Source organism: Streptomyces sp. NPDC096046 (assembly GCF_040303285.1).
Lineage (GTDB): Bacteria > Actinomycetota > Actinomycetes > Streptomycetales > Streptomycetaceae > Streptomyces.
This window is the reverse complement of record NZ_JBEOSZ010000010.1, coordinates 44,450-57,003: the sequence shown is the minus strand read 5'-3', so window position 1 is coordinate 57,003 and position 12,554 is coordinate 44,450. Positions and strand designations below refer to the sequence as shown.

The 12,554-nt window shown below is 71.0% G+C and carries 13 protein-coding genes and 1 pseudogene; 7 read left to right on the top strand and 7 right to left on the bottom strand.

What is annotated here, in order from left to right; translation table 11 throughout:
• The first annotated feature begins 44 nt into the window (after nucleotides 1-44).
• From ABTX62_RS11725 to ABTX62_RS11715, 3 genes are read left to right on the top strand one after another with little or no spacing between them, the layout of a single operon-like run.
• Complete coding sequence (locus ABTX62_RS11725) at nucleotides 45-464, top strand: DUF1622 domain-containing protein (protein WP_352115996.1); 420 nt, start codon at nucleotides 45-47, stop codon at nucleotides 462-464.
• On the top strand, nucleotides 461-751 hold the full coding sequence (locus ABTX62_RS11720) for a hypothetical protein (protein WP_352115995.1): 291 nt from the start codon (nucleotides 461-463) through the stop codon (nucleotides 749-751). Before ABTX62_RS11725 ends, ABTX62_RS11720 begins: the two co-directional genes overlap by 4 nt.
• Nucleotides 748-1,635, top strand: a complete 888-nt coding sequence (locus ABTX62_RS11715) for a potassium channel family protein (RefSeq protein WP_352115994.1) — start codon at nucleotides 748-750, stop codon at nucleotides 1,633-1,635. The genes ABTX62_RS11720 and ABTX62_RS11715 overlap by 4 nt, the downstream gene beginning before the upstream one ends.
• A 25-nt stretch (nucleotides 1,636-1,660) precedes the next feature.
• Here the strand turns inward: ABTX62_RS11715 and ABTX62_RS11710 are convergent, their stop codons facing one another.
• The 5 genes from ABTX62_RS11710 to ABTX62_RS11690 all read right to left on the bottom strand — a co-directional run bounded on the left by ABTX62_RS11710 (nucleotide 1,661) and on the right by ABTX62_RS11690 (nucleotide 8,283).
• Nucleotides 1,661-1,918: a hypothetical protein gene (locus ABTX62_RS11710; protein ID WP_352115993.1), complete on the bottom strand. Its 258-nt coding sequence runs from the start codon at nucleotides 1,916-1,918 to the stop codon at nucleotides 1,661-1,663.
• 161 nt (nucleotides 1,919-2,079) lie between these two features.
• Nucleotides 2,080-2,310, bottom strand: a complete 231-nt coding sequence (locus ABTX62_RS11705) for a YrhK family protein (protein ID WP_352115992.1) — start codon at nucleotides 2,308-2,310, stop codon at nucleotides 2,080-2,082.
• Nucleotides 2,311-2,407: 97 nt separating this feature from the next.
• Nucleotides 2,408-3,499 carry a S1C family serine protease gene (locus ABTX62_RS11700; protein WP_352116117.1) on the bottom strand — a complete coding sequence of 364 codons (1,092 nt, stop codon included), beginning with the start codon at nucleotides 3,497-3,499 and terminating at the stop codon, nucleotides 2,408-2,410.
• Nucleotides 3,500-3,790: 291 nt separating this feature from the next.
• Nucleotides 3,791-6,199, bottom strand: coding sequence for a SpoIIE family protein phosphatase (locus ABTX62_RS11695; RefSeq protein ID WP_352115991.1), 2,409 nt, complete (start codon nucleotides 6,197-6,199; stop codon nucleotides 3,791-3,793).
• A 731-nt stretch (nucleotides 6,200-6,930) separates the two neighbouring features.
• Complete coding sequence (locus ABTX62_RS11690; protein ID WP_352115990.1) at nucleotides 6,931-8,283, bottom strand: DUF2254 domain-containing protein; 1,353 nt, start codon at nucleotides 8,281-8,283, stop codon at nucleotides 6,931-6,933.
• Nucleotides 8,284-8,692: 409 nt separating this feature from the next.
• On the opposite strand from ABTX62_RS11690, the gene ABTX62_RS11685 reads away from it, so the two are divergent.
• Complete coding sequence (locus ABTX62_RS11685; RefSeq protein WP_352115989.1) at nucleotides 8,693-9,112, top strand: PRC-barrel domain-containing protein; 420 nt, start codon at nucleotides 8,693-8,695, stop codon at nucleotides 9,110-9,112.
• Between the two features lie 106 nt (nucleotides 9,113-9,218).
• Complete coding sequence (locus tag ABTX62_RS11680; RefSeq protein WP_352115988.1) at nucleotides 9,219-10,055, top strand: alpha/beta fold hydrolase; 837 nt, start codon at nucleotides 9,219-9,221, stop codon at nucleotides 10,053-10,055.
• A gap of 173 nt (nucleotides 10,056-10,228) precedes the next feature.
• Here the strand turns inward: ABTX62_RS11680 and ABTX62_RS11675 are convergent.
• Both ABTX62_RS11675 and ABTX62_RS11670 read right to left on the bottom strand, forming a co-directional pair.
• Nucleotides 10,229-10,405 (bottom strand): annotated as a pseudogene (locus tag ABTX62_RS11675) (ABC transporter substrate-binding protein); the annotation flags it as partial.
• The gene (locus tag ABTX62_RS11670) at nucleotides 10,402-10,731 is read right to left on the bottom strand and encodes a helix-turn-helix transcriptional regulator (RefSeq protein ID WP_352115987.1); all 330 of its coding nucleotides are present in this window, start codon (nucleotides 10,729-10,731) and stop codon (nucleotides 10,402-10,404) included. The gene ABTX62_RS11670 and the pseudogene ABTX62_RS11675, both read right to left, overlap by 4 nt.
• Before the next feature lie 107 nt (nucleotides 10,732-10,838).
• Between ABTX62_RS11670 and ABTX62_RS11665 the strand changes: the two genes are divergently transcribed.
• Together ABTX62_RS11665 and ABTX62_RS11660 are read left to right on the top strand one after the other, a co-directional pair.
• Nucleotides 10,839-11,240: an STAS domain-containing protein gene (locus ABTX62_RS11665; protein ID WP_352115986.1), complete on the top strand. Its 402-nt coding sequence runs from the start codon at nucleotides 10,839-10,841 to the stop codon at nucleotides 11,238-11,240.
• A gap of 299 nt (nucleotides 11,241-11,539) precedes the next feature.
• Nucleotides 11,540-12,554: HAMP domain-containing protein (locus ABTX62_RS11660; RefSeq protein ID WP_352115985.1), on the top strand; the 1,015-nt coding region annotated here is incomplete at its 3' end.

Sequence of the window (12,554 nt, the reverse complement as noted above, 5' to 3'; positions counted from 1 at the left end):
GACCCACCGGTATCGAGTGCGGACGGGCGGGTACTCAATCGATCATGACCTTGTCGCTGGAGTTGTTGCCCGAGTCCGCGCTGCGCGAGGCGATCGGCTTCCTCGTGCGGCTGATCGAGTCGGCCGGTGCTCTGGTCATCTTCGTGGGAGCGGTCTGGGCGTTCTGGCGGTTCGTGTCCTCGGGCCTGCGCGGCGGTGGCCAAGTCGAGGAGTTCAACCGGATCCGGTTGCGACTGGGACGCTTCCTGGTCCTCGGACTCGAGTTCCAGCTGGCGGGCGATGTGCTGCGCACGGCAGTGGCGCCGAGCTTCGCCGAGATCGGTCAGCTCGCCGCCATCGCGGCCATCCGTACCGCGTTGAACTACTTCCTGGGCCGGGAGATCGCGCAGGAGCGCGCCGAGCTGCGGAACGCCGAATCGTCCCGGTCTCACGCCGGGCACGACGGTGAAGGGAAGAAGACGTGAGCGAGTGGCTGAACGCCGCCGCTGTGCTGATCACCGCGTTCGGGCTCCTGTCGGCCGTCGCGGCCTACCGGACGGTGCGCGACATCGGCTCCGCCCTGGCGGTGCTGCTCGACTTCCTGGTCGCCGCCGGTCTCGTCCGCCTCGCCGGCGACCTGTCCTGGGACGGCATCCTGCTCGCGGCCGCCGTCGTCGCCGTACGCAAACTCATCAGCGCGGGACTGGCCACCGCGCGCCACACCGCAGGAGTGTCGGTGCGCGGCGTTCTGCGTCCGGAGGGCCGCAGGTGAGCGGGGCAGTGGGCTGGCTCGTCACACTGATCGGCGCGATACTCGCCGTGGCCGTCCTGCGGGACGTGTTCCACACCCTGTGGCGCCCCACCGGGCGGGGGGAGGCGAGCAGGTGGGTGACAGCCGGGCTGTGGCGGTTGGCCCGCCGGATCGACGTCGGCGGCCGGGTCGTCTCGGTGACCGGTCCGCTGGCGCTGGCCATGGTGGCCGCCCTCTGGACCATGACGATGATCCTGGGCTGGGCGCTGATCTACTGGCCGCACCTGCCGGGTGGCTTTTCCTATTCCAGCGACCTGAACCCGGCGGAACGCACCGGATTCCTCGACGCGCTGTACCTGTCCGCGGTCACGGTGGCCACCCTGGGGTTCGGCGACATCGTTCCGGCCGACGGCTGGCTGCGCATCGCCGCACCTCTTGAAGCGCTCATCGGCTTCGCCCTGCTCACGGCCGTCGTCTCCTGGATCTCCCAGGTGTATCCCGCGGTCACTCGCCGCAGGACCCTCGCCCTGCGTCTGGCGATACTGCGGAGGGCCGGGCACCCCGCCGACCGGTTCGGCCCCACCATGACGGCGAGCCTGCTGACGAGCCTCGCCGCCGACGTGACGCAGGTCCGGGTCGATCTCAACCAGCACGCCGAGGCCTACTACTTCCACGATGCCGAGGACGACACGTCCCTGGCCGCGATGGCGGGCTACGCCGCTGACCTGGCCGTCCAGGGGCAGATGTCGGCCAGCGTCGAGGTCCGCACCGGCGCCGCCCTCCTCGGCCGCGCCCTGGAAGACTTCACCAGGGTTCTGAACCGGGAGTTCCTCCGTCTGGACACGGACGACGCCATGACGATCCTGCACGCCTACGCGACCGACCGCAGGCGGCGACTGGCCTGACCCGGCCGAGCGGATCTTCTGTCTTTCAACCGAGCACTTTGGCGTCCGGGATTGGGCGGCGGTGTCCCGGACGGGTCAGCGCGGCGTCGTGGTCGTGGTCGTGCCGGGCCGGACGGCGCAGAGCAGTGCCATCGCCGCAGCCGCGGCATGGCTTGAGCAGGTCGCGCCGCAGCGAGGCATACCGGGCTTCGCACGTGCCGCGGAGCTGTTCGGCCCGTGCGACCGTCGTGCGGAGCATCCGGCGGGTCAGTTCGAGTCGATGGTGCACGTAGACCTGTGCCACCTCATCGCACTGCGCGCTGGTGAGCCAGTCCGGTGCGGCGCACAGGGCGGCTGCTTCGTCCGAGCCGCCGTGCGGGGACCGTGCACGTCTCGGGCGCGTTGCCACAACACGGGGCAATCCGGTTGGAGCTGGTGATCACGCCCCTGCCCCGGCCGGCGTGCTCAACCGGGGGAACCGCGGCTCCTGCGAGCGTGCCGGACGAACACCTCTCCCACGGTCCCCACGAACATGCCCAGCGAACCGGCCACAAAAAGCCACAGAGCGACCCGCTCCAGACTGGGGAACAGGAAGAACACACTCCCCACCAGGAACGTGGTGTTGCCGAATCCGCCGATGATCAGGTGGATCAGCGGGAAGTCCTGGAGCAGATACCTCTCGAATCGGGCCGACAAGCCGTTTCCCTCCCGGAGTTGGTGGTGTGCTGTCCGCAACAGGACCGGTGGGTACCACCCCGGCACACGAGGAAAACACCTCGACGGCCCGTGATGATCAGGGGCTCCTGAGGGTCTCGAGGGTCATCCGCACGGTGTGGGAGCTTCCCGCGCGGTAGTAGGTGAGGGAGACCTTGTCGCCGGGGCTGTGGGCGGCCAGTGCCTCGGCGAGCGTCTGCACGGAGGAGATCCGCGTGTCGCCGAGGTCCGTGATGATGTCGCCGGGTCGCAGGCCGGCCTCGTCCGCGGCGCCGCCTTCCACGACGGTGACGATGGACGCGCCCGCCGGAGCGGAGTCGGTTTCCAGGACGGTGCGCACCGTGACACCGAGCGCGGCGCGTCCGCTGCTGGTCACCCTGCCGTCTTCGATCAACTGGTCCGCGATGCGGGTGACGGCGGAGCTGGGGATGGCGAAGCCGATGCCGGGGGCGGCCCCGCCGAGTCGCTGGTCGACGGCGCCCAGGGTGTTGATGCCGATCACCCGGCTGGAGAGGTCGACCAGCGCACCACCGCTGTTGCCGGGGTTGATGGCGGCCGACGTCTGCACCATGTTGGGGATCGCGCCGGGCGCCGAGCCGCCGTCGGCGGGCCTGGAGACGGTCCGGCCGATGGCGGAGACGATGCCCTGGGTGACACTGCTGGACAGCCCCAGGGGATTGCCCATGGCGAGCACGATCTGTCCGACCTCGACCTCCTTGCTGTCGGCGAACGTCGCCGGGCGCAGTCCGGACGGCGGGTTCTCCAGACGGATGACGGCGAGGTCGTTGGCCGCGTAGCGGCCGATCAGTTCGGCCTGAAGGGACTGCCGGCGGTCGGCGAGATCGACGGTGAAACGGCGTTGCTCGCCGACGACATGGGCATTGGTGACGATGTGGCCCTGCTTGTCGTAGACGACGCCGGAGCCCAGCCCGCCCTCGGTCGTGATTTCCACGACCGAGGGAAGGACGTCGTTCACGACACGCATGTAGTCGCTCTGCAGCTCGCTGCTCGCCGAACGCTCTTCAACGGGCGGGGAAGTGCCGGCCGTGCTCTTCGGGGAGTCGGCGGAGCCGCTGGTGCATGACACCGCCAGCACCGCGAGCAGCCCCGCCGCCACACCGCTCCGCCTCCGGCGCGCCCGACTCCGGCGTACGGGGGACGCGGGGGGCATGGCAGGGTCATGGGGGCGGTCCTGGAAGATCACGGCGCGCTCCTGTCGGGCTGGGGACACTCGGGCAGCGATGCGGAAACGGGGCGGGGCGTCCGGGTGGGATGCCCGGTCGGATCTTCGGGACGTGCCCTGACGGTCTTGCACAGGCGGCAGGGCGGTGGAGCGGCCGTCCGAGGGCAGAAGGCCGTCACCGGGTGCGCCCACCTCGCGGCACCCTGGTACCCCGCACGTCATCCTTCACCCACACGGCAGGCCGCGCTGCCGGTGCCCGGCAGCGTTACCGCAGGTGGCCTACCCGGAGGCGAGTGGTTGCTCGGCCCAGACGGTCTTGCCGTCGCGGCTGTAGCGGGTACCCCACCGCTCCGTCATCTGGGCCACCAGGAACAGGCCGCGACCGCCTTCGTCGGTGCTGCCGGCCCGGCGCAGGTGCGGCGAGGTATGGCTGCCGTCGCTGACCTCGCAGACCAGAGACCGCTCGCGGATCAACCGCAGGGTCACCGGATCGCTGGCGTATCGGTAGGCGTTGGTCACCAGTTCGCTGACGACCAGCTCGGTGGTGAACGTGAGGTGTTCCAGTCCCCATTCGGCCAGTTTCGCGGTGGCGAGTGACCTGGCCCGGGTGGCCGCGGTGGCCTCCTGGGGCAGCTGCCAGGAGGCCACGTTCCGTTCCGGGAGCACACGGGTGCGAGCGATGACCAGAGCGATGTCGTCGGCCGGACGAGCGGGCACCAGAGCCTCCACGACCGCCTGGCATGTCTCCTCCAAGGGGTCCGCGGGGCGGCTCACGGCCGCACACAGCCGTGCCAGGCTCTCGTCGGCGTCCAGGGTGCGCTCGCCGATCAGTCCGTTGGTGTAGAGCGTGATCAGACTGCCCTCGGCCAGCTCGAACTCCCGCGCCTCGAAGGGCAGACCCCCCAGGCCGAGCGGCGGGCCGGCGGGCAGGTCGAGCAACTCTGCCCGGCCGTCCGGGCTCGTCACCACCGGCGGCGGATGGCCGGCGCGCGCAGCGGAACAGCGCCGCGAGATGGGGTCGTAGACGGCGTACAGGCATGTCGCGCTGACAGTCAGCTGGGTGGCCGGACGTTCCCGGGCCGTCTCCACCTCGGCCGCCAGCAGGTTCACCAGGTCGTCGAGGCGGGACAGCACCTCGTCCGGTTCCAGGTCCAGGCTGGCCAGAGTGTGAACGGCCGTACGCAGTCGCCCCATGGTGGCGGCCGCGTGCAGGCCGCGGCCGACCACGTCCCCGACGACGAGGGCGACCCTCGCCCCGGACAGGGGAATGACATCGAACCAGTCACCGCCCAGGCCCGGGCCCGCCGCGGCCGGCAGATAGCGAGGCGTCGCCTCGATGGCCGGCTGCTGGGGCACCGCGCTGGGGAGGAGACTGCTCTGCAAGGTGAGCGAGGTCTGCTGCTGCTGGGCGAAGCGCCGGGCGTTGTCGATGGACAGGGCGGCGCGTGAGGCGAGCTCCGACGCCAGGGTCAGATCATCGGCTTCGAAGGAATCGGGCCGCCGCGAGCGCCACAGGCTCATCACGCCCAGCACCAGGCCCCGGGCCGCCAACGGAACGACGATCAGGGAATGCGCGCCGGGTGGCAGGGTCTGGCCGATGCCCGGCTCCAGGGACCACAGCGCGGACGGAAGCGCGGGTGCCAGGACAGGGCGGCCGTCGGTCAGGCACCTGGCCTGAGGCGTGCCCGGCGCGTAGTCGAGCGGTTCTTCCCGCGGGGCGCGCGGGCAGTGCTCCTGCCCGCCGGCGCTGCACATGGCCACCCGCACCACGGGCTCGATCAGGGCGCGTGCCGGTTCATCCCCCCGGACGACCGGCTCCAGCAGATCCACCGAGGCGTGGTCGGCGAGGTGAGGGACGAGCACGTCGGTGAGTTCCCACGCGGTCTGCCCCATGTCCAGGGTCGTACCGACGTGCGAGCTGGCCTCGGCGAGGAGGGCCAGCCGCCGCTGGGCACGGTGGCGGTCGGTGATGTCCTCGATCATCTCGGCCACCCCCAGCGCCCGGCCCGCGGGATCCGTCATGGGGAAGGACGACACCGATACGACGTGCTCTCGCGCCGGGTCCCGCTCCAGACGGGCGTACTGCTCGGAGTAGACCAACGACCTCCCGGTCCGCAGCACCCGGCGTACGCGGTCCACGGCCTTACGCGCGTCGTCCGGAACGAGCAGAACCCCGACGGGCCTGTCCCGGAGCTCGGCGGCCGTCACCCCGGCGAACCGCTCGATCGCCCGGTTGACCCGCAGAATCCGCATGTCGGGACCGTGCACGACCAGGCCGACGGGGCACCGCCGGTACAACCCGTCGAGCACCGCGCGGTCCCTCCGCCACTCCAGGACATCGGCCGCGGGCGCCCCGGCGAGACACCACTCGCGGGCATCGCCCCGTGAGAACTCGGAGACCCTGAGCCCCAGTTCCACCTGCTCGCCGCCGCGGTGCCGCACCGTCAGCATCCCGAACCAGACACCGGCTTTCCGGCAGGCCGCCGCGGCATCCCTGACGGCCGGCAGATCGCGGGGGTCCACCAGGACCTCGAAGGCCGAGCGGCCGATCACCTCGTGGCCCGGGTAACCGGTGAGGTCCTGGGCACGCCGGCTCCATCCCACCACGGTCCCCAGGTCGTCGAGTACCCCCAGGGCGGCCAGTTGCAGGCCGAGCGGATCGTCATCGCTGTCGCTGAGCTCCCTCACCCGCTTCTCCACTGCCGTACACCCCTCACACCCCTTGCCCTGCCCACCGGGACTGCCCGGGGCCTGGTTCGCAGCCCGTCCGGATCGTGGATCGAACAGGCGGTGACTGATCGCGGAGCCCGTGCCTACGCCTACCTACAGCCTCCCCCTGCCCCTGCCCGCACGCATGCCGGGACGGTCGCCAGAGGGGCGCGCCGGGCCGGGGAATACGCCGAGCCGTGGCGGTCCCCGAGGCAGCACGGGGGCGCCTGCGCGCCGGTGCGCCCCCGCGCAAACGGTCACAGGCGGAACCGGCGTGTCGGCGGGGACGTGGCCACCGGTGCGGGGCGCGGAGCAACGCGGTGCCGAGCAGGCCTGGCAGCGCGGGGACGCGGGCCGGCCGGAGCGCCACGCACACCCGGACCGCGACATGGGTGATCCCTGCGACCAACAGAATCACGACTCACCAGGCGGCAAGCCGACGAACGGGTTCCGATGGCGGATGCAGCAGTCGCACGCGCCCCGGCGCATGCACCGGCCGCCCTGCCCACAAGGAGCGGCCTGCGCGCAACGAGCGGCGTGATCGATCGGCGCCGGCCGCCCCCGCCCCGTCGCGCACGCCCCGGCGCATGCACCGGCCGCCCTGCCCACCAGGAGCGGCCTGCGCGCAACGAGCGGCGTGATCGATCGGCGCCGGCCGCCCCCGCCTCCACACGCCCCCATACCCGGGCCGTGTTCGTGACGTGCTGCGGTCAGCTGCCGGGCCCGCGGGGCCAACGCCCGGCCAGCGCGTCGTCGACGAGCCGGGTCAGTTCGGTGAGCTTGAAGTGCTCGGTGGCGTGCAGGTTTTGGGCGTCGATGGTGGAGCGCAGCCGGGTGAGTGCGGCGGTGACGGGCGGGTGCTGAACGGGCGTGACGTGCCAGGCCAGTTCGCGCAGCAGCATGGCGATACGGACCAGGACGGCGGGCTCGGCGGCTCCGTAGCGCAGGGGCTGGTCCACCGCCAGATCCAGCAGATCCCGCAGGTCCGGACGGCGCAGCACGACTCTGACCTGCTGGTGGTCGTCGCGCAGCGGACGAGGGCCGAGGTCACGGCGCGCCAACGCGCAGAGCAGGGCGGAGGAGTGGGACAGGGCGTGCACGGCGGTGGTCGGATCGTTGATGCCCGGGGAGAGCGCCTTGGCGGCGATATCGGTGAGTTGCCGGAGCCCGAAGGCGACGTCCTGCAGTTCGGTGCGCTCGGGACCGGTCCGCACCGCCTCGGCGACTCCTTCGGCCAGCGCCTCACGTGTACCGGACGAGAACGGCTCCCCGGCGCGGGGCCAGGCGGCTCCGATGGGTGTGCCGGCGATCAGTGAGCTCCCGGGGGAGCGGTCGAGGACCAGGAACGCGTCGGCTTCGACAGCGGCCTTCACCAGGGCCGCCTCGTCCACGGACGTGAGAAAGCCGGAGCGGTCGGCGGTCAGGACCTGCGCGTCGTCCGGTGGCTCCGGTAGCGCGGCGGGAGGTCCGCCCGCGTCCGGATCCGCGCGGTCACCGTCCTCCTTCATGGAGAGAAGGTGACTGATGGAGTGGTCGGCGGCGGAGTGGACACTGCCCATCATCGTCTCGATGCGGATCTCACGTGCAAGGTGCGACAGGAACAGAACCAGGCCGAGCAGGCTGGCCAGGGTGAGCACGAAGGCCGCGGTGACCGATACCCGGGGCACGAAACCGCTCTGCCCGTCCTCTCCGGTGCGCACGGTGCGCAGCACGGTCAGGGCGAAGGTGAACGTCGTGAGGAAGAGTGCCAGCGTCGTCTGGACGTACCGGTCCGCGGAGAAGGTCCGCAACACGCGCGGGGAGAACTGACTGCTCGCCAGTTGAAGCGTCAAGACGGTGAGCGAGAAGGTCAGCGCCGTGACCGTGACCAGGGAACCGGCGATCGCGGCCAGCACCGAGCGCGCGGCATCCGGGCTGCCGCCGAACAGGTAGTCCCTCAACCAGGTCGGCAGGTCGTACTGAATCCGCTTGTCGAGCCGCGGCAGCCCCACCCCGGCGACGACGGCGAGTGCGATCCCCAGCGTAGGCAGCGGCCACAGCTGGACCCGGAGCGTGTCACGCATCGGCATGCGTCACGCGGGCCGGGCATCCGGACCGGGGCGAGCGGATCGCCGGCCGGGGGAGGCGGAGGGAGCGCTGCGGTGACAGCGCGATCTCAGGCTTCGGCACGGTTTCAGGCTATAGACCTCGGCGTCGGTGGCAACCGGAGAACACCGGTGTGGCCGGATGCCGCGCGGGTCGGCTGTCGTCGCCCTTCCGCGAAGACGAGGTCGGCGCCCTGGACGGCGGCGACGGGCAGCGGAGTGGCGACGCCTTGCCCGCCTCCCGGACGACGAAGAACCGGTTCCCGGCGTAGTCGTCCCGGCTTCCCCGGACAGGGCATGACACGGTCAGTGGAGGGAACCGGGACGGAAAGGGCAGAACGGGGCCTGAGAGCCCGCTGTTCTGCATGTCGTGATGTTGGGAGAATCCATGAAGTCCGGCGACATCCCCGTCCTGACCAGGCTTTCCGATGCGCCGCAGGTCATCCCCGCCGCCGATGAGGACATCCGGGGCCGGAAGGCGACCGACCGCTCCGGGAACGAACTCGGCAAGGTCGGCGACCTGATCGTCGACGAGGGGGAACGCAAAGTCCGTTTCCTCCTTCTGGAACACGGTGGCTTCCTGGGCATCGGCGAGAAGAAGAGCTACGTCCCGGTCGACGCCGTGGCGGACGTGAGCGAGGACGCGGTGCGCATCGACCGAACCCGGGACGAGGCGGCCGACGCCCCCGCATACGACCCCGAACTCGTCGACCAGGACGTGTTCTACGACCGCCTCTACACGCACTACGGTTACGTCCCCTTCTGGACCGCCGGCTACGTCGCGCCGCGCTTTCCCCACCGATCCTGAGCCTTGCCGTCGCGGGGGAGTACGGCACAGGACGGTGACGGGCATCGGCCGGGCTGTTGATCCAGCCGACGGCCGACTCGGAGAGCGTGTCCGGAAGGAGTGGCGGATGCCTGAGGGGCGAACGGGAACAGGCTGCCACAGGCCCGGCAGGACACCGGTGAGCCGGCCGACGGCCGTGAGCTCCGGCGCGAGCGACCACAGTGCGCGCACCGCTCGTCCGGTGCGGCGGACCCGGCCGGTACGGCGCCTGTACGCCGCAGGCCCCGTGGGAAGTGACCGCCTGCCCGTGGTCTGGATACCGGGGCTGGGAGCGGTGAACGCTCTGCTTCCCTCGTTCAGCCGATGCGCCGAGCACACCACCTGCCATCTGCTCGACCTCCCGGGCTTCTCGGCCCCCGGGAGACGGGCCCGTACCCCGCCACTGGTCGGCCCGCTCGCCGAGACCGTGACGAACTGGCTCGCCCGTGTCCCCGAGGGCCCTGTCGTGCTGGCCGGGCATTCCACCGGCGCCCAGGTGGCGCTCCGCGCAGCGGCCCGCGCCCCGGGCCGGGTGCGCGCTCTGGTCCTGCTCGGGATGACCTTCCCACCCCACCTGCGCCACACCGCACCCCTGCTCCGGGCCGCGACCCGCACCGCCGTGCGCGAACCCGCCGGACTGCTCGGCGCCGTCGTACCGGACTACTTCAGGGCCGGCCCGCTGCGCCTGACCCGCTATCTGGACTCGGCCCTCGGCGACCGCCCGGAGGAGGCCCTGGCGGAACTGAGCTGTCCTGTCCTGCTGGCCGCCGGTGCGCACGATCCGCTGGCGCCGCCCGACTGGATCGCACACGCGGCGCGGCAGACTCCCTCCGGCCGCGCGGTGACATTGCCCGGAGCCCATGGCTTCCCCTACAGCGATCCGGAATCCACGGCCGCCCTCGTCCTCGGGGCGACGGCCACCTGACGCGCGCCGCACACGCCCGGGGTGCCGCCTGCGCAGCCGGCCGCTGTGTCAGTCGTCGTCGGAGCGGGGTGCGGGAGAGGAACGCGATCGCAGGGCGAGGAACGTGCTGGCGGCCGCGAGGAGTATGAGCACCGAACCGGTGGCGGCCCGATTGACGCGTATCACGTCGGCCGTGTTGTCCTCGCCGTAGCCTCACATCGCCTTCCGGCGATACCGCCGTCCTCGTCGACGTCCCGTACGGCCGATTCGAGCCCAGCGAGCAGGTGCTGCCCCGCCTGGACCCAGCCCGGCCGAGTCAGCGGAACGAGGGCGCCGGTCCGGATGGGCCCGCCCGGGTCGTCGGCGGTCACGAGCCGACGGGATTCCTCGTGCGGTCGGACTCGTCCTGCACGAGCAGGGAGAGCAGCGCAGCCACGGAGAGGCCCGCTTCGGCCGGGTGGCGCAGCACCTTGTCCGGCTCGATGCGGTAGGTGTTCGTGCGCCCGTCCCGGGTGCGAGACAGGTAACCGTCCTGCTCGAGATCGGCGATGATCCGCGCGACGGCGCGCTCCGTGAGCCGGCAGCGGGCGGCGATGTCACGGATGCGGACGTTCGGATTGTCGGCGATGACGGCCAGGACGCGAGCGTGGCTGGTGATGAACGTCCATCCGGTGTGGGACTCGGGCACTCCTACCATGCGCGGCATTTTAGGGGTCCATCATTGCCGGAACGTAGATACGTGACATACTTTTCATGCAACAGATGACGTGCTCCCCTGGGGGAGAAGCGCAGAAGGAGCCCAAGGTGCCCTGGGACGATGCCGGCATGCCCGCGCTCACGCGCGACATCGGCGGTGAGCCACTGCCGGAACCGGCCGCCGCGCACGGCCCGGAAGCGGCCGCGGTGTCACAGTACGACTGGCGCGGTGCCCGGGTCGTCAACGCCCGTGGCTCCTACGACATGGACACGATCACACCGTTGGCGAATGCGCTGCGGACCGCGATCAGGAGGCATCCGAAGGTGATCCTGGACGCCTCCGGGATCACGTTCGCGGACTCGACGCTGCTGAATCTGCTGATCCTCACCCACCAGGCGGGCAGGCTGCGCGTGGTCGCCCCGTCACCGCAGTTGCGGCGGCTCTGTGCGATCACCGGGGTCGACGGCATCCTGGAGATCAGGGACACGGTCGACGACGCCGCCCCCTGAGCCGGGCCTCCCCCCGGTACACGGGGCGTGACCAGGGCTTCTTCAGGGCGGACGGCGCTGCCACGGGGGTTCCCGTCGCCGCCGCTCCACGGAGCTCGTGACCTGGCCGCGCTGTTCGGTCAGGATGGCGGCTCCGGCTTTGTTCAGGTTTGGAAGCGTGGGTTAACCTGCGGCGTATTTCCACATCGCATACACGTCCGTGAATGCGGAGATGATGCACGACAACCGGGCCGCCCATCGGTCCGGCGGGTTCCGAGTCCTCGTCGCGAGGACTCTAGGGGAGCGGAACGAGGGTGCGCATGACCAGCGACAGCACTGGGGTTGTCGATGCGGTGCCGGGCGACCAGGAGTTGCGCCGACTGCTGGCCGGCCTGACAGCCGTTCGCGACGGGGACTTCGGCACCCGGCTGCCGGACGACGCGGACGGCCTCATGGGCGACATCGCCACGGTCTTCAACGGCATGGTCGACCAGCTGTCCGTGTTCACCTCCGAAGTCACCCGGGTGGCCCGCGAGGTCGGCACCGAGGGGACGCTCGGCGGGCAGGCGGAGGTACCGGGGGTCTCGGGCACCTGGGCCGACCTCACCGACTCGGTCAACGCCATGGCGGGCAACCTGACCACCCAGGTCCGCGACATCGCCCAGGTGGCCACGGCCGTGGCCAAGGGCGACCTCTCCCAGAAGATCGACGTGCCCGCCCGCGGTGAGATCCTGCAGCTGAAGGAGACCGTCAACACGATGGTCGACCAGTTGTCGGCGTTCGCCGACGAGGTCACGCGGGTGGCCCGCGAGGTCGGCAGCGAGGGACGCCTCGGCGGACAGGCGCAGGTGCCGGGTGTGGCCGGTGTCTGGCGCGACCTGACCGACTCCGTGAACCACATGGCGGGCAACCTCACGAGCCAGGTCCGCTCCATCGCCCAGGTGACCACGGCGGTCGCCGAGGGCGATCTCTCCCAGAAGATCACCGTGGACGCTCGTGGTGAGATCCTGGAGCTGAAGAGCACCATCAACACGATGGTCGACCAGTTGTCGGCGTTCGCCGACGAGGTCACGCGGGTGGCCCGCGAGGTCGGCACCGAGGGACGCCTCGGCGGACAGGCGGACGTCAAGGGCGTCAAGGGCACCTGGCGCGACCTCACCGACTCGGTGAACTTCATGGCGGGCAACCTCACCGGCCAGGTCCGCAACATCGCGCTGGTGGCGACCGCCGTCGCCAAGGGCGATCTCTCCCAGAAGATCACCGTGGACGCTCGTGGTGAGATCCTGGAGCTGAAGAGCACCATCAACACGATGGTCGACCAGTTGTCGGCGTTCG

What these genes read in the sequence shown, in the direction of transcription:
- ABTX62_RS11725 (WP_352115996.1), top strand. Translation starts at nt 45, where the DNA reads ATGACCTTGTCGCTGGAGTTGTTGCCCGAGTCCGCGCTGCGCGAGGCG.
- ABTX62_RS11700 (WP_352116117.1), bottom strand. Translation starts at nt 3,499, where the DNA reads ATGCCCCCCGCGTCCCCCGTACGCCGGAGTCGGGCGCGCCGGAGGCGG.
- ABTX62_RS11690 (WP_352115990.1), bottom strand. Translation starts at nt 8,283, where the DNA reads ATGCGTGACACGCTCCGGGTCCAGCTGTGGCCGCTGCCTACGCTGGGG.
- ABTX62_RS11685 (WP_352115989.1), top strand. Translation starts at nt 8,693, where the DNA reads ATGAAGTCCGGCGACATCCCCGTCCTGACCAGGCTTTCCGATGCGCCG.
- ABTX62_RS11680 (WP_352115988.1), top strand. Translation starts at nt 9,219, where the DNA reads ATGCCTGAGGGGCGAACGGGAACAGGCTGCCACAGGCCCGGCAGGACA.
- ABTX62_RS11670 (WP_352115987.1), bottom strand. Translation starts at nt 10,731, where the DNA reads ATGGTAGGAGTGCCCGAGTCCCACACCGGATGGACGTTCATCACCAGC.